Below are 18,366 nucleotides of genomic sequence, written 5' to 3'. Positions count from 1 at the left end.
CGCTTCTAACTCACCACCCGGTTGCGGCCGGCGTGCTTAGCCTGGTAGAGCGCCGCATCGGCGCGCTTGAGCACCTCCTCGGTGCTGGCGGAGCTATCCGGCCAGTGCGCCACGCCGGCCGAGACGGTGACGCTCGGACAGTCCTCGCCGTTGGCCGCGCCCGTCCTGGCTCGGACCCGCTCGGCGACCTGGCGGGCCGCTTCCAGGCCAGCGCCCGGCAGCAACATGAAAAATTCCTCGCCGCCGTTGCGGCAGAGCAGGTCGCTGGCGCGCGAGCAGTCGTTCATCTGCCGGGCAAGATATTGCAGCACGCGGTCGCCGGATTCATGCCCGTGGTTGTCGTTGACCTGCTTGAAATGGTCGATGTCGAGGGCGATGACCGCGAAGGGCTGGCGCTGCTGCTACCAGCGTTCCAGTTAGGCTTACAGGCAGCGACGGTTGGCCAGGCCGATCAGCGGGTCGGTCAGGCTTTCCTGGCTGAGCTTGCCGAGGCGTTGATGGAGCAGCGCCTGGCTGCCTTCTTCGCCGCGGATCACCCGCTCGGCTACCGGATTGTCGACGGCGATCTCGCCGACCCGTCCCCGGTCCTGGTGGTAGATCAGCCGGCGATTGCGATCGATCACATAGAGGTAGGAACCGTCCTAATGGAAGTGCTCGCCGAGCAGGGTGTGCAGGATGTTGCCGTGCTGCAGGTGGATGCTGCCGCCGATATAGCCCTGGTGAGTGCCGTTGTCGGCGAAGATTGGTTGCGAGATGAACACCACCAGTCTGTTCTTGGCGCTGATGTAGGGGGCGCTGATCGGCGGGCGGCGTTTTTCCAGGACCTCCCGTACGCCCGTGTTGTCGACCGTCCGGCCAAGCAGGCCGAGGCTCTCGGGCGAGGTGGCCAATACCCAGGGCAATCGCATGAAGCGCTCGTCTGATACCAGACTGGAAAGATTGTGTGATCCTTGGCATGGCTGCTTGCCGAGTAGCCGGACAGTCCCCATTTCGGCCAGGGGGCCGAAACAGGAAGTATCCAGCCCCTCGGCAAGCAGCCGATGCACCGGATTTGAAGACCACGCCGGAACGACCAGGCACACAATCTTTCCAGTCCGATATCGGAAAGACATTTCATGCGATTGCCCTGGGCCAATACCTTGCCGTCGTGGCGGATCACGACGGCTGTGTTGAAATGGCGGTTCTGCCGGATCAGACGTTCGGTCCGTCGGCCAGGCGCTACGGCCGATTCATCCGGTCCTTCAACTGGTCGGTGCTGTAGGCCAGTTCCTGATGCATGTCGTCGAGCAGCTTCTCGGTGGCCTGGCGCAGCTTGGCGGCGTAGACGCGGTTGGACTCCAGGGTATGGCGGATCAGCAGGTCATGCTGGGTCCGGTAGCTGGCATGGAGGCTGTCGATGAAGCTGAACAGGGCGATCGCCAGGCTAGCCAGGAGAATCAGGCGGTGGAGGTCGGGCCGGGTGTGGATAGGCATGGGTGGTCTGGCAGGGGCAGGCCGTTCCCCTTCCGTGGAGGCTGGCATCGCTTCCTGTGTAAGGGGCGTCAGGGTATCCGTGGCGCGCCGTTGTCGGAATGGCATGTGGCTATTGTCGATCCGGACCGATGATGCAAAGGTCAGAAAGATCGTCCGGTTTGCCCGCTTTCCGTCCGCTGCGCAGATAATGCACCAGTGAGCCTCGCAGGAAGCGGGCGGACATCGATCGGAGGCATAGTGAAACAACAGGCGCAGTTCCATATTGGTTACTGGTTCCTCGCGGTGCTGGGGGTCGTGCTCATCCAGAGCCTGCTGACCGAGCACCAGCAGGTGGCGCAGATTCCCTACAGCGAGTTCGAGCAGTACCTCAAGGAAGGGCGGATCGAGGAGCTGGCGGTCACCGATCGGCAGATCCAGGGGACGCTCAAGGAGCCGCTGCCCGGCGGCCAGACCCGTTTCGTCGCCATCCGCATCGAGCCGCAACTGGCCGAGCACCTGCAGCAATATCCGGTGCGCTATGCCGGCAAGATCGAAAGCACCCTGCTGCGCGACCTGTTGTCCTGGACCGTGCCGGCGCTGATCTTCTTCAGCCTCTGGCTGTTCTTGCTCAAGCGCATCGGTGGCGGCCTCGGCGGCGGCATGATGCAGATCGGCAAGAGCAAGGCGAAGGTCTACGTCGAGACCGATATGAAGGTGACCTTCGCCGACGTGGCCGGGGTCGATGAGGCCAAGGATGAGCTCAAGGAGATCGTCGATTTCCTCAAGGACCCGCAGGCCTACGGTCGCCTCGGCGGACGCATGCCCAAGGGCGTGCTGCTGATCGGTCCGCCCGGCACCGGCAAGACCCTGCTGGCGCGGGCAGTGGCTGGCGAGGCGAAGGTGCCGTTCTTCTCCATTTCCGGCTCGGAATTCGTCGAGATGTTCGTCGGCGTCGGTGCGGCGAGGGTCCGCGACTTGTTCGAGCAGGCCCGGGCACAGGCCCCGGCGATCATCTTCATCGACGAGCTGGACGCCCTCGGCCGGGCCCGCGGCGTCGGCCCGCTGGGCGGCGGCCACGACGAGAAGGAGCAGACCCTCAACCAGTTGCTGGTGGAGCTGGATGGCTTCGACACCTCCAGCGGGCTAGTCCTGTTGGCCGCCACCAACCGTCCGGAAATCCTCGATCCGGCGCTGCTGCGCGCCGGCCGCTTTGACCGCCAGGTGCTGGTCGACCGGCCGGACAAGGCCGGGCGGGTACAGATTCTCCAGGTACACCTGAAGAAGGCACGGCTGTCGGCCGATGTCGATCCGCAGCAGATCGCTGCACTGACCCCCGGTTTCACCGGTGCCGACCTGGCCAATCTGGTCAACGAAGCGGCCCTGCTCGCCACCCGTCGACGTGCCGACGCGGTGACCATGGACGACTTCACCGCGGCCATCGAGCGCATCATCGCCGGCCTGGAAAAGCGCAACCGCCTGCTCAATTTGAAGGAGCGAGAAATCGTCGCCCACCACGAGATGGGGCACGCACTGGTAGCGATGGCCCTGCCGGGGATGGACCCAGTACACAAGGTCTCGATCATTCCGCGCGGCATGGGTGCGCTCGGCTACACCATCCAGCGGCCTACCGAAGACCGCTTCCTGATGACCCGCGAAGAGCTGGAGAACAAGATGGCGGTGCTGCTCGGCGGCCGAGCGGCCGAGCGGATAGTGTTTTCCCACTTCTCCACCGGCGCCGCCGACGACCTAGCCAAGGTCACCGACATCGCCCGTGCCATGGTCACTCGCTACGGCATGTCGGAGCGCCTCGGCCATGTCAGCCTGGAGCGCGAGCAGCGCAGCTTCCTGGGTGCCGAGCAGATGTACGGGCTGCCGCCTCGCCACGAATACGGCGAGACCACCGCGACCGCCATCGATGCCGAGGTGCAGGCGATCGTCGAGCACGCCTTCGAGCGTACCGTGAAGCTGTTGGAGGAGCGCCGGGCGCTGCTCGAGTACAGCGCCCGGCGCCTGCTGGAGGAGGAGACCCTGGATGCCGAGCAACTGGCCGAGCTGGTCGGTAAGGGGCAGGGCACTACCGCCGAATCATCCGGAGCGATACCGCAATGAACGATCAACAGCCGTACGACGATCCTCCTCCGTTGCCGCCCGAGCCGCCCCTGGAGGGCGAATGCTGCGAGAGCGGCTGCGGCGAGGCCTGCATCTGGGAACAGTACAACGAGGCCCGCGCCGAGTACGCCCGGGCGCTGTCCGAGTGGCAGGTTCGCCATGCTCGCGAGCCGGCGGAAAAGTAGCGCCCGGCTTTTGCGCGGTTTTCGGTTCCTGGTCGAACCTCGGTCGGCTGCTTGCCGACAGGGACAAGCAGCGAACTCATCCGCGATGATCGGCAAAAACGGGAGCATCGCGGATGAAGTCGCTCGTGCCTGGGTGGCGTCAGCCTCGCTCCCCAGGTCCCCGGCAGGGAAGTTTCGTCGGTTGGATAACGGCGAGGCCTTGGCCGCCAGCGCGGTTTTCCTCCCCGCAGCCCTGCGACCAGGCCCGCGCCGAGTCCGTCCGGCGCGAACGTCCTGTCCGCGAGCCTGGCTAGCGTCCCAGCCGGTGCAGTTCCTCCGCCTCGACGACGCGTATCCCGTCTTCTTCCTCCAGGGCCAGGCGCCACAGGGCGCGGGCCAGAGCGCAGGGATCGATGGCGCGGTAATGGCCGGGCGTCAGGCGCAGCAGCGGGTCGCTCAGTTGGTCGAGCAGGCGCAGTTCGCGTCGCGGGCCGAGCAACTGGGTCGGCCGGGCGATCGTCAGTTGCGGCCAGCCCTGGGCCTTGAGGCCTTCCTCCATTTCTCCCTTGACCTGGCAGTAGGCGCGCGACGAGCGGGGATCGGCGCACCGTGCACTGATCACCAGCAGGTGACGGGCGCCCATTTCGCGGGCGCGGCCGCCGAAGGCCAGGATCAGGTCGTGGTCGATGGCGCGGAAGGCCTCCTGGGAACCGGCCTGCTCGGCGCTGCTACCGATGCAGCAGAAGGCGGTGTCGACCGGCCCGCTCAGGCGCGGCAGCAACTCGGCGAGCGGACCCTGAGGATTTTCCAGGCGCGGATGCTCGGCCAGGGGCTGGCGGGTGGGCGCCAGCACCCGGGCGATGGTCGGCTCGGTGAGCAGGCGATCGAGCAGATGCTTGCCAGCCAAGCCGGTGGCACCGGCGATAAGGATGTGCTGAGGAGTCAGGTACATGGAGCGATCCTCGCGCAAGGTGAGCTGTCGGAAAACTGGCGCACGTGCGTTCCATGCACCGGCCAGTACTGGCGTTCCGCTTGTTGTCATGGGTTCTAGTGTGGCTCAAACCCCTCGTCCCTGCCCAGCAGAAGCCGGCGGGCCATTGCGCTTTATGGCGAACGGCTTTGCCTGCCTATAATGAGGCCTTTCCCGGCCGTCTATCCCGGAGCTTATCCTGCACCGGCGGAATTTTTCAGGCGTCGCCCCGATTATGGAGGTTCATATGCTGCTGCGAGGCCTCACCTGGCTGGTGTTGTTCCAATTGCTCGGCACGGCCATCCAGGCGCTCTGCCTGCCCATGCTGCCTGGGCCGATCGTCGGGCTGCTGCTGTTGTTCGTCTATTTGGTCTGGCGCGGCGAGGTGAGCGCGCCGGTACAGGAGGCCGCCAGCAGCCTCCTGCACTACCTGCCGCTGCTGCTGGTACCGCCGGCGGTGGGGGTGATGGCCTATATCGGGGATATTGCCGCCAACTTCTGGGCCATCGCCGGGGTGTTGCTGCTGTCCCTGCTGGCATCGCTGGCCTTCGTCGGCTGGCTGATGCAACGGCTGATCGACCGTCAGGCGCGCAAGGAGGGCGAGGCATGAGCTTCGACTGGCAGGGCGCCTGGCAGGCACTGGTACAGCATCCGCTGTTCGCTTTCGGCATCACTCTCGGCACCTACCAAGTGGCGGTGGTCGCTTACGAGAAGACTCGCTGGGTGTTCTTGCAACCGGTACTGGTGTCGATGCTGCTGGTGATCGGTGTGCTGTCGGTCTGCGGGGTGGACTATGCGAGCTACCGCGACGACGCGAAGATTCTCACCCTGTTCCTCGGCCCGGCCACGGTGGCGCTAGCCGTGCCGCTATTTCTCAACCTGAAGCGCATTCGCCTGCTGTTCTGGCCAGTGGTGCTGACCCTGCTGATCGGCGGCTTCTTCACCACCCTGCTGGGCGTGGGGCTAGCCTGGCTGTTCGGCACCGAGCGGCTGATGCTGATGACCCTGGCGCCGAAATCGGTCACTTCGCCGATCGCCATGCTGGTATCCGAGCAGATCGGCGGCGTGGCCGGCCTGGCGGCGGTGTTCGTGCTCATCACCGGCATCCTCGGCGCGGTGTGCGGCCCCGTTCTGCTGCGCCGCTGCGGAGTGCGCCATCCCGCGGCGTTGGGCATGGCCCTGGGCCTGACTTCCCATGCGGTGGGTACTTCCAGGGCATTGCAGGAGGGTGAGGAATGTGGCGCCTTCGCTGCCCTGGGGATGAGCCTGATGGGAGGGTTCACCGCCATACTGCTGCCCCTGGGCGTAGCCATGGTCGCTTGAGGAAGGCCGATGGACTTTCCGTTGTTTCCCCTGCACACGGTACTGTTTCCCGGCTGCCGACTGGATCTGTCGATCTTCGAGGCGCGTTATCTGGACATGCTCAGCCGCTGCCTGCGCCAGGACACGGGGTTCGGTGTGGTGTGCATCCTCGAGGGCGAAGAGGTCGGCCAGGCGGCCGGCCGCTTCGCCGCGATCGGCTGCGAGGCGCTGATCCGCGACTGGCAGCGGCGTCCCGACGGGGTGCTGGAAATCCGCGTCGAGGGCGCGCGGCGTTTTCGGGTCAATCGCGCCGAGGTACGGCGCGACCAGTTGACCGTCGCCGAGGTCGACTGGCTGCACGAAGCCAAGGCGTCGCCACTGGCCGCCGAGCACGCCGACCTGACCGCGCTGTTGCAGGCGCTGGCACGGCACCCACTGGTCGAGGCTCTGGGCATGGACGGTACGGCCGCGGATCAGCAGGTGCTGGCCAACCGGCTGGGCTACCTGCTGCCGTTCGAGGCCGAGGAGAAACTGAAGCTTCTGGCGATGGCGGCGCCGGCGCGGCGCCTGGCCTATATCCGGCAACTGCTCGAGCGCCTGCAGGGCGAGGCGCCGGACTGAGCCGGCCGCCTCTATGGGGAAAAGGCCGGTCAGAGCTGGTAGATCGTCGCCTGCCAGGGCTGGAGCGATACGCTCGCGGCATCGGGTTGCACCGACTGCCGCGCGACGTCGTTGTCCAGCAGCGTGGCGGCGATCCGCAGTCCTTCCGGCAGGTCGTAGGCGATTGTCTCGCGGGTGAAGTTGATCAGCACCAGATAGCGCTTGTCGTCGAGCGTGCGCGTGTAGGCGAAGACCTTGGGATTGGCCGGATCGAGATCGCGGAACTGTCCGTGGATGAGCGCGGGAATCTGGCGGCGCACTTCCAGCAAGCGACGGTAGTGATGGTAGATCGAGCCGGGATCCTCGACCTGGGATGCCGCATTGATCTGCCCGTAGTTCGGGTTGACCGCAAGCCAGGGCTTGCCGGTGGTGAAGCCGCCGTTCGGCGCGTCGCTCCACTGCATCGGGGTGCGGGCGTTGTCGCGGCTGGTCTGGCGCAGGTGGGCGAGATACTCGTCCGCCGACACCTTGCCGCTTTCCACGAAGTCGTGCCATTGGCCCTTCACTTCGACATCGTCGTAGTCCTCGATGCTACGGAAGGGATAGTTGGTCATGCCCAGTTCGTCGCCCTGGTAGAGGAAGGGCGTAGCGCGCTGGGTGAGCATCATGGTCGCCAGCGCCTTGGCCGAGGCGGCTCGCCATTCGGGGCTGTCGTCGCCGAAATGGGAAACGGCACGGGGATTGTCGTGGTTGCCCAGGAAACTGGCGTTCCAGCCATGCTTGCCGCCGGTGTGGTCGATCCGCGCGTAGGTCGCCTTGAGCTCGGGCAGCGTCCAGTCCTTTTTGCGCCAGCCGTCGCGGTCCAGCCGCACCAGGTCGAAATGGAAGATCATGTTCAGTTCATGACGGCGGGCGTCGGTGAACAGCGGTGCCTGCTCGAAGGTGATGCCGAAGGCTTCGCCGACCGTCATGGCGTCATAGCGGGACAGGACTTCGCGGTTCATTTCCTGGAGATACTCATGGATGCGCGGGCCGTTCGCGTAGACGAACTCGGGATGGGCCAGGGCTTCCGGACGCAGGTCAGGCAGGCCGTCCTGTTTGGAGATGAAGGGAATCACGTCCATGCGGAAGCCGGACACGCCCTTGTCCAGCCAGAAGCGCATAATGTCGTGGACCTCGGCGCGGACCTTGGGGTTTTCCCAGTTCAGGTCGGGCTGCTTGTCGGCGAAGTAGTGGAGGTAGTACTGCCCCGTGGCCTCGTCCTTCTTCCAGGCCGAGCCGCCGAAGAACGACGGATAGTTGTTCGGCGCAGCGCCGTCCTTGCCGTCGCGCCATATGTAGTAGTCGCGATAGGGGTTGTCCTTGGACTGGCGGCTCTCGACGAACCAGCGATGCTCGTCGCTGCTGTGATTGACCACCAGATCGATGATCAGGCGCATGTCGCGCTTCTTCATCTCGGCGAGCAGGCGCTCGAAGTCGTCCATGTTGCCGAATTCGCTCATCACCTTGCGGTAATCGCGGATGTCGTAGCCGTTGTCGGCGTTGGGCGAGTCAAAGTGCGGGCTCAGCCAGATCGTGTCGACACCCAGCGTCTTCAGGTAATCCAGCTTCGCGGTGATGCCGTTCAGGTCGCCGATGCCGTCACCGTTCGTGTCGTTGAACGAGCGCGGATAGACTTGGTAGACGACCGCTTCCTTCCACCAGGGTGCGCCGGGGCGGGCGGCCAAAGTTTCCACAACGTCTTCTCGCGCCATGTCGCTGCCTGCGTTCGGAGTGCCCATCGCTGTTTGAAATATGACTAGAGTGCCGAGCATGGCACTCGACAGGGTTCTGCAAAAGCTTGCCGTCTGCATGACGTTTCCTTTCCGGGGTTTGAGTTCTTATTGTTCGGCGCTTCCCGCTTGCGGCCGGGGCCATAGCGAGGCGGACGGGGAGGGACCTCGGCGATCTCCCCATGCTTCTGGAGGAATATATCCTGTGTTTCGCTCGGATGAAACGATTCATCATGTTTGCATGCCGCCGCTCCGGCGCCCGGCTCGAGGCGGCGGAGTGCGGGAGTTCGAGACGGAAGCCGTAATTCAGCGATAGCGGTACATCGCCAGGGCTTCGGGTAGCGCGTGGATGGCGATGCCGCCGAGCAGCGCCAGGCACAGCGGCAGGACCAGCCACCAGGTGCGTGCGTCGAGTCTCTCGAGCGGGGTCCGTCGTTGCACCAGGGCCAGGCTGAGGGCACAGAGGCTGCTGGCGAGCAGAGCGCCAGCAACGATGTCGGTCGGCCAGTGCACGCCCAGGTAGACGCGCGACAAGGCGATGGTCATTGCCGGCAGGCAGGCCAGCAGCAGCCAGGTCAGGCGCATCCGTGGCGTCTGGCCGCGGCCGGCGAGGACGCCCAGGGTGAGGAAGAAGGCGAAGGCCGCCGAGCTGTGTCCGCTGGGCAGGCTATAGCTGTGCAGCGGCTCGAGCAGGACTTCCGGGCGGCCGCGGGCGAACAGCAGCTTCAGGCCACCGTTGGCCAGGGCCGTGCCGAGCAAGGTCATGCTGGCGAACAGGGCCGCGCGCCATTGCCGGACGATCAGCAGCAGCAGGACGAGCAGCAGGCCGGCGTAGAGCTGGGTTTCGAAGTCGCCCAGGCGGGTGATCAGCACCATCGCCCGGTCGAGGCCGGCGTGGCGATGCTCCTGGATCAGCGCCAGCAGCCCCTGGTCGAGTTCGTGCAGATGGCTCCAGCCCAGCAGCAGGGTGCCGAGCGACGCCAGGCAGAGGCCGGCGGCCAGCGGCGTGGCCCAGCGCGGGCGGCGCACGCTGGTATGCACGATCAGGCCGATGACCAGCGCTAGTCCCGCCGCGAGCGCCCCGGCTTCGCTCCAGAAACCCTCGGGCAGCGGCAGGCGCAGCGCCGCGCCGGTGGTCCAGCCCGGCAGCAGATAAACCACCGACCAGCCGGCGGCGGCCAGCAGGCTGACGGCGGCGAAACGCGGCAGCGGCATGTCGAGCATGCCGGCGATCATCGGCAGCATCGGCCGCAGCGGGCCGATGTAGCGGCCGACCAGCAGGCTGACGATGCCGTAGCGCTGGAAATACACCTCGGCGCCGACCAGCCATTCCGGATGGTGGCGCAGGATGGGCAAGCGCCGGATGCCCTCGTGGAAGTGCCGGCCCAGGGCGTAGGAGATGGCGTCGCCGAGCAGTCCGCCGGCATAGCCCAGCAGCAGGGTTTGGCCGAGGCCCAGGGCGCCGCTGCCGGCCATGGCAGCGATCGCGAACATCAGTACGGTGCCGGGGACGATGATGCCGAGTATCGCCAGGCATTCGAAGCAGGCGATCAGGAAGATGGCCAGTCCCAGCCATTCGGGGTGAGTGGTCAGCCAGCCGGTCAGGCTGTCGAGCCATGCGCTCATCGAGTGGCACTCCTTGTTATGGTCCTGTGGGGGCGGCTCCCGGACCGCCGAGCCGCGCATGATAGCAGCCGCGCCGGCCGGCGCGTGTACGGCGCGGTGCGACCTTGTGCCCGGGCCGCTGGGCGCGGGGCGGCGGTATCGCTATAATCAGCGGCTTTCCCCCGACTGCCAGACCCGAGACCATGACCGAGTCCGTGCTCGACTACATGACCCGCCTGGGCCGCGCCGCCCGCGAAGCCTCGCGGGTGCTCGCGCGCACCAGCACCGCGCAGAAGAACCGTGCCCTGGAGGCCGCCGCCGCGACCCTGGACGATGCCCGCGAGGCGCTCGCCGCGGCCAACGCGCAGGATCTGGCGGCCGGTCGCGCTGGCGGCCTGGACGAGGCCATGCTCGACCGTCTGGCGCTGACTCCGGCGCGCATCGACGAAATGATCGAGGGACTGCGCCAGGTCGCCCGCTTGCCCGACCCGGTCGGCGAAATCCGCGACATGCGCTACATGCCCTCGGGCATCCAGGTCGGCAAGATGCGCGTGCCGCTGGGGGTGATCGGCATCGTCTACGAGTCGCGCCCGAACGTGACCATCGACGCCGCCAGCCTGTGCCTGAAGTCGGGCAACGCCACCATCCTGCGCGGCGGTTCGGAAGCGATCCACTCCAACCAGGCGATCGCCCGCTGTATCCGGTTGGGCTTGGCCGAGGCCGGCCTGCCGGCGGCGGCCGTACAAGTGGTGGAGACCACCGACCGCGCCGCCGTCGGCGCGCTGATCGGCATGCCGGAATTCGTCGACGTGATAGTCCCGCGCGGCGGCAAGGGCCTGATCGAGCGCATCAGCCGCGAGGCGAAGGTACCGGTGATTAAGCATCTGGACGGCATTTGCCACGTTTACATCGACAGCGCCGCCGACCTCGACAAGGCGATTCGCGTCGCCGACAACGCCAAGACCCAGCGCTTCGCACCCTGCAACACCATGGAAACCCTGCTGGTGCATGCTGCCATCGCCGCCCGCGCCCTGCCGCCGCTCGGCGAGATCTACCGGGCCAAGGGCGTCGAACTGCGCGGCTGCCCGCGCAGTCGCGAACTGCTCGGCCCCGGTACGCTGGAGGCGAGCGAGGAGGACTGGTCCAGCGAGTACAACGCACCGATCCTCTCGGTGCGCGTGGTGGATTCGCTGGACGAGGCCATCGCCCACATCAACCGCTACGGCTCGCACCACACCGATGCGATCGTCACCGAGAGCTTCACCGACGTGCGGCGCTTTCTCGCCGAGGTGGACTCCAGTTCGGTGATGGTCAACGCCTCGACACGCTTCGCCGACGGCTTCGAGTATGGCCTGGGCGCGGAGATTGGTATTTCCACCGATAAGCTGCACGCCCGTGGCCCGGTCGGTCTTGAGGGGCTGACCAGCGAGAAGTACGTCGTGTTTGGCGATGGCCACGTGCGCGGCTGATGGCGAAAAAGATCGGAATTCTCGGCGGCACCTTCGACCCCATCCACATCGGTCATCTGCGCGGTGCCCTCGAGGTCGCCGAGCAGTTCGGTCTCGACGAGCTGCGCCTGATTCCCTGCGCCCACCCGCCGCACCGGCAGTCGCCGCAGGTATCGGCGGCCGACCGCCTGGCGATGGTCCGTTGCGCGGTCGACGGCGTGCCGCCACTGCGCGTGGACGACCGTGAACTTCGCCGCGAGCGACCGTCCTATACCATTGACACCCTGGAATCCCTGCGTGGCGAGCTGGCCCCGGACGACCAGTTGTTTCTCCTGCTCGGCTGGGACGCTTTCTGCGGCCTGCCGGGCTGGCATCGCTGGTGGGAACTGCTCGACCACTGCCATATCCTGGTCCTGCAGCGCCCGGATGCCGCCAGCGAGCCGCCACAAGCGCTGCGCAACCTGCTGGCGGCACGCAGCGTCGGCGACCCGCAGGCCCTCGCCGGGCCGGGCGGGAGCATCGCCTTCGTCTGGCAGACGCCGTTGGAGGTTTCCGCCACGCAGATTCGCGAGCGCCTGGCCGGCGGCCGCTCGGTGCGCTTCCTGGTACCCGATGCGGTGTTGGCCTATATCCATGCGCACGGGTTGTACCCGGCGTCGAACTGAACAATTCATACGAGTCATTCATGCAGAACGAACAATTGGTCCAGTTGGCGGTCGATGCCCTGGAAGACCTCAAGGCCAAGGACATTACCGTCATCGATGTGCGCGGCAAGACTAGCGTCACCGACTTCATGGTGGTTGCCAGCGGTACTTCCGGACGCCATGTGAAATCCCTCGCCGAAAACGTCCTGGAGAAGGTCAAGGCGCAAGACGTGCGTCCGCTCGGCAGCGAAGGACTGGAGGGGGGCGAATGGGCGCTGCTCGACCTGGGCGACGTGGTGGTCCATGTGATGCAGGTCGCCACCCGCCAGTTCTACGATCTCGAGCGTCTCTGGCAGGGTGCGGAACAGAGCCGGGCTCAGCACGGCGAGGAATGAAACCGTCGTGCGTTTGCGCCTGATCGCCGTGGGTTCGCGCATGCCGCGTTGGGTGGAGGAGGGCTGGCACGAGTATGCCAGGCGCCTGCCGCCCGAGCTGGCTCTCGAACTGGTGGAAATCCCCCTGCACACGCGGAGCAAGAATGCCGATGTGGCCCGCCTGATCCGCCAGGAGGGGGAGGCCATGCTGGGCAAGGTGCAGCCGGGCGAGCGTATCGTCACCCTGGAAGTGGCCGGCAAGTCCTGGAGCACCGAGCAACTGGCCGCCGAGCTGGAGCGCTGGCGGCTCGACGCGCGCACCGTCAATCTTATGGTCGGCGGCCCGGAAGGTCTGGCCCCGGAGGTCTGCGCGCGCAGCGAGCAGCGCTGGTCGCTGTCGCCGCTGACCCTGCCGCATCCCTTGGTCCGCATCCTCATCGGCGAGCAGCTCTATCGCGCCTGGACCCTGCTGTCCGGGCATCCGTATCACAAATGACCGCGGTTTGCAGATGCCGGAGCCGATTCGCCTCAAAGACCACGAGAAGGACGCGCGCCTGGTGCGCGCGCGGGCCGTTGTCGGCGCCACGGCTATCGTGCTGCTGTCGCTGGTGCTGGTGGTGCGCCTGTACTACCTGCAGGTAGTTCAGTACGAGCATCACTCGACCCTGGCGGAAAACAATCGCATCCACGTGCAACCGATCCCGCCGAACCGCGGGCTGATCTTCGACCGCAACGGGGTGATTCTCGCCGATAACCGGCCGAGCTTCAGCCTGACGGTGACTCGCGAGCGTGCCGGCGACTGGCAGAAGGTGCTGGACACCATCGTCGAGGTGCTCGAACTCGGCGCGGAGGAGCGCGCCCTGTTCGAGAAGCGCGTGCGCCAGGGACGCCGGCCGTTCGAGCCGGTGCCGGTATTGTTCGAGCTGTCCGAGGAGCAGATCGCCCGCGTCGCGGTCAACCAGTTCCTTCTGCCGGGGGTGGAAGTGGCCGCCCAACTGGTCCGTCACTATCCGCAGGGCGAGCATTTCGCCCATTCGGTCGGCTACGTCGGGCGGATCAACGAGCGCGAACTGAAGAGGCTCGACCCGGTCGACTACAGCGGCACCCACCATATCGGCAAGACCGGCATAGAACTGTTCTACGAGGATCTGCTGCACGGCCAGGTGGGCTACGAGGAGGTCGAGACCAACGCCCGCGGGCGGGTGCTGCGGGTGCTCAAGCATACCGCCCCGGTGCCCGGCAAGGATCTCACCCTGACCCTCGACCTGAACCTGCAAAAGGCCGCCGAGGCGGCCCTCGGCGACCGGCGCGGCGCAGTGATCGCCATCGACCCGGCGACCGGCGGCGTGCTGGCGATGGTCAGCCAGCCGAGTTTCAATCCCAACCTGTTCGTCACCGGGATCAGCCTCAAGGATTATGCCGCACTGCGCGATTCCATCGACCGTCCGCTCTACAACCGGGTGCTGCGCGGCATCTATCCGCCGGGTTCGACCATCAAGCCGATGGTCGCCCTGGCCGGACTCGACAGCGGGGTGGTGGAGCGCAGCACGCGGGTCTTCGACCCCGGCTTCTTCCAGTTGCCCAACGTCAGCCACAAGTACCGCAACTGGAACCGCGGCGGCGACGGCTGGGTGAACATGGAGGCGGCTATCACCCGTTCCAACGACACCTATTTCTATTCCTTGGCGCACCGCATGGGCATCGATCGCCTGCACCGCTATCTGAGTCAGTTCGGCATTGGCCAGCGGGTGTCCCTGGACATGTTCGAGGAGGCCTCCGGGCTGATGCCCTCGCGCGAATGGAAACGGGTCAGCCGGCGCCAAGCCTGGTATCCGGGGGAAACCCTGATCACCGGAATCGGCCAGGGCTACATGCTGGCCACCCCGCTGCAACTGGCCCAGGCCACGGCCCTCCTGGCGAACAAGGGCAAGTGGCACCGTCCGCGCCTGCTGATGCAGGCCGACGGCCTGACCCCGGAGCAACTGGTGGCGGGCGGCCTTCTGGAGACGCGCCCGACACCGCCGGACATTCAACTCAGGGAGCCGCACAACTGGGACCTGATCAATTCCGACATGCAGCAGGTCATGCACGGTGCGCGCGGCACCGCGCACAAGGTCGGCGCCACGGCACACTACCGCATCGCTGGCAAGAGCGGCACGGCGCAGGTGGTGGCGATCCGCCAGGGCGAAAGGTATAACCGCAACAAGGTGCAGGAGCGTCATCGCGACCATGCGCTGTTCATCGCCTTCGCCCCGGCCGAGAATCCGCAGATCGCCGTGGCGGTGATGGTGGAAAACGGCGAGTCCGGCTCCGGCGTCGCCGCGCCGGTGGCCAAGCAGGTGATGGACGCCTGGCTGCTCGACGAAAAAGGCCAGTTGAAGGCGACGGCGCAGTTCGCTGCGGCGCCGCAGGAGGGCATTCGTGAACAGTAGGGCCTGTCGTCAATTGTTTCCCGTGTCGCGACGGAGCCTGTTCCGGTACGGGGCAAGGTGCGAGGAAGGGCGTTTGTCCGACTCATCCATGTGCTTCACTCCCACGGATCTTGCGCGTAAAAACGCTCCCGGCGTTTTCATGGTCGTTCCGAATGAACGACGAGCGACGCGGCGCGATGCCGAAGCAGGCCCGTCCCGCCGGATTGCGCCGGAAATGGAGCCATGCGGCGTTGCGGCCCTCGGTAAGGGAACGACCATTGTCCGCAGGTTGCACCTACCCGGCTCCGCTTCCGGCAGCAACGCAACCGGGGAGATGCTTGATGACAGGCCCTAGCTTCGATCGCACCCTGTCTGACGAGGATGTGCTGCGCCGTCGCGCCACCCTGCTGCAGCGTCTGCACATCGACGGCCCGCTGCTGCTGCTATTGCTGCTGCTCGCCGCCGGCAGCCTGTTCATTCTCTATTCGGCCAGCGGCAAGAACCTCGACCTGCTGATGAGGCAGGCCAGTTCGTTCGGCCTCGGCCTGCTCGCCATGCTGGTCATCGCTCAGTTGGAGGTGCGCTTCATCGCGCGCTGGGTGCCGCTGGCCTACGTCCTGGGGGTGATCCTGTTGTTGATCGTGGACGTGATAGGGCACAACGCCATGGGCGCCACCCGCTGGATCGACATTCCCGGAGTGATCCGTTTCCAGCCCTCGGAGTTCATGAAGATCATCATGCCGGCGACCATCGCCTGGTATCTCGCCCGCAATAACCTGCCGCCAGGGCTCAGGCACACCGCCGTCACCCTGGTGCTGATCGGCATACCCTTCGTGCTGATCGTGCGCCAGCCGGATCTCGGCACCTCGCTCTTGATCCTCGCCTCCGGGGCCTTCGTGCTGTTCGTCGCCGGACTGCCCTGGCTGTGGATCATCGGCGCGGTAGCGGCCGTGGTGCCGGTCGCCGTGGGGATGTGGTACTTCGTCCTGCACGACTACCAGAAACAGCGTATCCATACCTTCCTCGATCCCGAAAGCGACCCTTTGGGCACCGGCTGGAACATCATCCAGTCGAAGGCGGCGATCGGCTCGGGCGGGGTGTTCGGCAAGGGTTGGCTGCTCGGCACCCAGTCGCACCTGGATTTTTTGCCGGAAAGCCATACGGACTTTATCATTGCCGTCCTGGCCGAGGAGTTCGGGCTGGTCGGCGCCTGTCTGCTGTTGCTGATCTACCTGTTGCTGATCGCCCGCGGGCTGGTGATCACCGTGCAGGCGCAGACGCTGTTCGGCAAGCTCTGGGCCGGAGGTCTGACCATGACCTTCTTCGTTTATGTATTCGTCAACATCGGTATGGTCAGTGGCCTGTTGCCGGTGGTGGGCGTACCCCTGCCGTTCATTAGCTACGGTGGAACTTCACTGGTGACCCTGCTGTCAGGGTTTGGGGTTTTGATGTCGATCCACACCCATCGCAAATGGATCGCGCAAGTTTGAAGAGTAGCGGATCGATGTACATACGGCGTGGCCGGGTGGCCGGAACCCTGTCTTTGGCCAGCCTGGCGGGCTCCTTGGGGCTGAGCTGCGCGCTGCATGGCGGCGCGGTGCTGGCTGGCGATTACGCGGATTCACCGCAGGTCGACGAATTCATCGCGGAGATGACCCGCGACTATGGCTTTGCTAGCGAACAGTTGTTCGGTCTGTTCCGCGAGGCGCAGCGCAAGCAGCCGATCCTCGACGCCGTCTCGCGGCCGGCGGAGCGGGCCAAGCCATGGAAGGAATACCGGCCGATCTTCATCACCGAGGCCCGCGTGGCCCGCGGCCTGGATTTCTGGCGCGAGCACGAGGAGGCCCTGGCCCGCGCCGAACGGGAATACGGCGTGCCGGCCCAGGTGATAGTCGCGATCATCGGCGTGGAAACCTTCTACGGACGCAACACCGGCAACTACCGGGTGATCGACGCGCTGTCCACTCTGGGCTTCGATTACCCGCCGCGAGCGCCCTTCTTCCGCAAGGAGCTGCGCGAGTTCCTGCTGATGACCCGCGAGGAGCAGGTCGACCCGCTCACCCTGACCGGCTCCTACGCCGGTGCCATGGGGCTGCCGCAGTTCATGCCGAGCAGCTTCCGCGCCTATGCGGTGGACTTCGACAGCGACGGCCACATCGACATCTGGAAGAACCCGACCGACGCCATCGGCAGCGTCGCCAGCTATTTCAGGCACCACGGCTGGGTCGCCGGCGCGCCGGTGGCCAGCCGTGCCGATATCGCAGGAACCGAGGCCGAAAAAGGCTTGTCCGCCGGGCTGGACCCGGCGATGAGCGTCGGCGAACTGCGCAGCCTCGGCTGGCGTAGCCGCGACTCTCTCGACGACGGCCTGCCGGTCACCGCCTTTCGCCTGGAAGGCGCCGACGGCGACGAGTACTGGATGGGGCTGCCGAACTTCTACACGATCACCCGCTACAACCGCAGCGTGATGTACGCCATGGCGGTGTACCAGCTCTCCGATCTGCTGCTTCAAACGCGGAGCGGCCGCCGATGACGAGCCGTGCTGCCCTGTCGATCCGTTTGCTCCTGCTCGGCGGCCTGGCGCTGCTGGTCAGTTGCTCCAGCACGTCGCCGGAGCGCGGCGCGGCGTCGTCCGGGACCAAGCCGAGCCAGCCGCGTCCGCTCAAGGACGGTGCGCCCTGGTGGGACGTCGACGTCTCGAAGATTCCCGATGCGGTGCCCACGCCTCACTACGGGCCGGTCAAGGCCAACCCCTACACGGTACTGGGCAAGACCTACTATCCGATGAACGACGGCCGCCGCTACAAGGCCACCGGTACCGCCTCCTGGTACGGCACCAAGTTCCACGGGCAGGCTACCGCCAACGGCGAACTCTACGATCTCTACGGGATGAGCGCGGCGCACAAGACCCTGCCGCTGCCCAGTTATGTCCGGGTGACCAACCTGGATAACCATAAAAGCGTGATCCTGCGGGTCAACGACCGCGGTCCCTTCTATTCGGAGCGGATCATCGACCTGTCCTTCGCCGCGGCGAAGAAGCTCGGCTATGCCGAGACCGGCACCGCGCGGGTTAGCGTGGAGGGCATCGATCCGCAAGAGTGGCTGGCCCAGCAGGGTCGCAAGCCACCGCTGGCGCCGACCCGGCCGCCGTTGGCCGAGGCGCGGCCGGCGGCGCAGCCGATCGAGGAGTACTCGCCGCCGCCCGCGCAACATGCGGCCCCCGTGTTTCCCACGGCGGTCGCCGTGCCGGACGCAGGGCTGTACCTGCAGGTCGGTGCCTTCGCCAATCCGGATGCGGCGGAGCTGCTCAAGGACAAGCTCAGCCGGATCAGTTCCACCCCGGTGTTCGTCAGCTCAGTGGTACGCGACCGGCAGATCTTCCACCGTGTGCGTCTTGGCCCGATCGGCAGCCAGGACGAGGCGCGCCGGCTGCAGGACAGCGTGCGCTTGGCCAGACTCGGCCAGCCGACCCTGGTCAGGCTCGATTGAGACCAGGCCCCTCTCCATAGCCCGCA

At 66.1% G+C, this 18,366-nt stretch carries 19 protein-coding genes and 1 pseudogene; 13 read left to right on the top strand and 7 right to left on the bottom strand.

Going from position 1 to position 18,366, the window contains the following annotated elements; genetic code table 11:
• Positions 1-5: 5 nt before the first annotated feature.
• The 4 genes and pseudogenes from ACGI6K_RS17835 to ACGI6K_RS17820 all read right to left on the bottom strand — a co-directional run.
• A pseudogene (locus ACGI6K_RS17835) lies at positions 6-386 on the bottom strand (GGDEF domain-containing protein); the annotation flags it as partial.
• Between the two features lie 36 nt (positions 387-422).
• Complete coding sequence (locus ACGI6K_RS17830; protein WP_376944820.1) at positions 423-623, bottom strand: hypothetical protein; 201 nt, start codon at positions 621-623, stop codon at positions 423-425.
• 18 nt (positions 624-641) lie between these two features.
• Positions 642-908 (bottom strand): PDC sensor domain-containing protein, encoded by a 267-nt coding sequence (locus ACGI6K_RS17825; protein WP_376944822.1) that lies wholly within the window; start codon positions 906-908, stop codon positions 642-644.
• Positions 909-1,218: 310 nt separating this feature from the next.
• Positions 1,219-1,473 (bottom strand): hypothetical protein, encoded by a 255-nt coding sequence (locus tag ACGI6K_RS17820; RefSeq protein ID WP_376944824.1) that lies wholly within the window; start codon positions 1,471-1,473, stop codon positions 1,219-1,221.
• 237 nt (positions 1,474-1,710) lie between these two features.
• On the opposite strand from ACGI6K_RS17820, the gene ftsH reads away from it, so the two are divergent.
• Entirely contained in the window at positions 1,711-3,561 is a 1,851-nt protein-coding gene (gene ftsH / locus ACGI6K_RS17815) for an ATP-dependent zinc metalloprotease FtsH (RefSeq protein ID WP_376944826.1), read from the top strand.
• Positions 3,558-3,746, top strand: a complete 189-nt coding sequence (locus ACGI6K_RS17810) for an oxidoreductase-like domain-containing protein (protein ID WP_376944828.1) — start codon at positions 3,558-3,560, stop codon at positions 3,744-3,746. Before ftsH ends, ACGI6K_RS17810 begins: the two co-directional genes overlap by 4 nt.
• 289 nt (positions 3,747-4,035) lie before the next feature.
• Here ACGI6K_RS17810 and ACGI6K_RS17805 read toward each other — a convergent pair whose 3' ends face one another.
• Positions 4,036-4,677, bottom strand: coding sequence for an oxidoreductase (locus ACGI6K_RS17805; protein WP_376944830.1), 642 nt, complete (start codon positions 4,675-4,677; stop codon positions 4,036-4,038).
• 265 nt (positions 4,678-4,942) lie between these two features.
• Here ACGI6K_RS17805 and ACGI6K_RS17800 point away from each other — a divergent pair, with 265 nt between their 5' ends.
• The 3 genes from ACGI6K_RS17800 to ACGI6K_RS17790 are packed head-to-tail and all read left to right on the top strand — an operon-like array spanning position 4,943 to position 6,618.
• A complete protein-coding gene (locus ACGI6K_RS17800) occupies positions 4,943-5,305 on the top strand; it encodes a CidA/LrgA family protein (protein ID WP_376944832.1) in 363 nt (120 codons plus the stop codon).
• Positions 5,302-6,018, top strand: coding sequence for an LrgB family protein (locus ACGI6K_RS17795; protein WP_376944834.1), 717 nt, complete (start codon positions 5,302-5,304; stop codon positions 6,016-6,018). The genes ACGI6K_RS17800 and ACGI6K_RS17795 overlap by 4 nt, the downstream gene beginning before the upstream one ends.
• Before the next feature lie 9 nt (positions 6,019-6,027).
• Positions 6,028-6,618: an LON peptidase substrate-binding domain-containing protein gene (locus ACGI6K_RS17790; protein ID WP_376944836.1), complete on the top strand. Its 591-nt coding sequence runs from the start codon at positions 6,028-6,030 to the stop codon at positions 6,616-6,618.
• 29 nt (positions 6,619-6,647) lie between these two features.
• Here the strand turns inward: ACGI6K_RS17790 and ACGI6K_RS17785 are convergent, their stop codons facing one another.
• Both ACGI6K_RS17785 and ACGI6K_RS17780 read right to left on the bottom strand, forming a co-directional pair.
• Positions 6,648-8,351, bottom strand: coding sequence for a glycoside hydrolase family 13 protein (locus tag ACGI6K_RS17785; RefSeq protein ID WP_376944838.1), 1,704 nt, complete (start codon positions 8,349-8,351; stop codon positions 6,648-6,650).
• Between the two features lie 324 nt (positions 8,352-8,675).
• Positions 8,676-9,995, bottom strand: coding sequence for a bifunctional DedA family/phosphatase PAP2 family protein (locus ACGI6K_RS17780; RefSeq protein WP_376944840.1), 1,320 nt, complete (start codon positions 9,993-9,995; stop codon positions 8,676-8,678).
• Between the two features lie 182 nt (positions 9,996-10,177).
• Between ACGI6K_RS17780 and ACGI6K_RS17775 the strand changes: the two genes are divergently transcribed.
• The 8 genes from ACGI6K_RS17775 (at position 10,178) to ACGI6K_RS17740 (ending at position 18,340) form a co-directional block, all read left to right on the top strand.
• The gene (locus ACGI6K_RS17775) at positions 10,178-11,443 is read left to right on the top strand and encodes a glutamate-5-semialdehyde dehydrogenase (RefSeq protein ID WP_376944842.1); all 1,266 of its coding nucleotides are present in this window, start codon (positions 10,178-10,180) and stop codon (positions 11,441-11,443) included.
• Positions 11,443-12,087: a nicotinate-nucleotide adenylyltransferase gene (gene nadD / locus ACGI6K_RS17770; RefSeq protein WP_376944844.1), complete on the top strand. Its 645-nt coding sequence runs from the start codon at positions 11,443-11,445 to the stop codon at positions 12,085-12,087. The genes ACGI6K_RS17775 and nadD overlap by 1 nt, the downstream gene beginning before the upstream one ends.
• A 20-nt stretch (positions 12,088-12,107) precedes the next feature.
• A complete protein-coding gene (gene rsfS, locus ACGI6K_RS17765) occupies positions 12,108-12,461 on the top strand; it encodes a ribosome silencing factor (RefSeq protein WP_376944846.1) in 354 nt (117 codons plus the stop codon).
• A gap of 7 nt (positions 12,462-12,468) precedes the next feature.
• On the top strand, positions 12,469-12,936 hold the full coding sequence (gene rlmH, locus ACGI6K_RS17760; protein WP_376944848.1) for a 23S rRNA (pseudouridine(1915)-N(3))-methyltransferase RlmH: 468 nt from the start codon (positions 12,469-12,471) through the stop codon (positions 12,934-12,936).
• A 13-nt stretch (positions 12,937-12,949) separates the two neighbouring features.
• Positions 12,950-14,872: a penicillin-binding protein 2 gene (gene mrdA, locus ACGI6K_RS17755; protein ID WP_376944850.1), complete on the top strand. Its 1,923-nt coding sequence runs from the start codon at positions 12,950-12,952 to the stop codon at positions 14,870-14,872.
• A gap of 320 nt (positions 14,873-15,192) precedes the next feature.
• Entirely contained in the window at positions 15,193-16,341 is a 1,149-nt protein-coding gene (gene rodA, locus ACGI6K_RS17750; protein WP_376944852.1) for a rod shape-determining protein RodA, read from the top strand.
• Positions 16,342-16,355: 14 nt separating this feature from the next.
• The gene (gene mltB, locus ACGI6K_RS17745) at positions 16,356-17,384 is read left to right on the top strand and encodes a lytic murein transglycosylase B (protein WP_376944854.1); all 1,029 of its coding nucleotides are present in this window, start codon (positions 16,356-16,358) and stop codon (positions 17,382-17,384) included.
• On the top strand, positions 17,381-18,340 hold the full coding sequence (locus ACGI6K_RS17740) for a septal ring lytic transglycosylase RlpA family protein (RefSeq protein WP_376944856.1): 960 nt from the start codon (positions 17,381-17,383) through the stop codon (positions 18,338-18,340). The genes mltB and ACGI6K_RS17740 overlap by 4 nt, the downstream gene beginning before the upstream one ends.
• Positions 18,341-18,366: the final 26 nt, after the last annotated feature.

Source organism: Azorhizophilus paspali (assembly GCF_043587585.2).
In the GTDB taxonomy this organism is placed as follows: Bacteria; Pseudomonadota; Gammaproteobacteria; order Pseudomonadales; family Pseudomonadaceae; genus Azotobacter; species Azotobacter paspali.
Note: the sequence above shows the minus strand (reverse complement) of the source record. Positions and strands in the feature narration are given on the sequence as shown.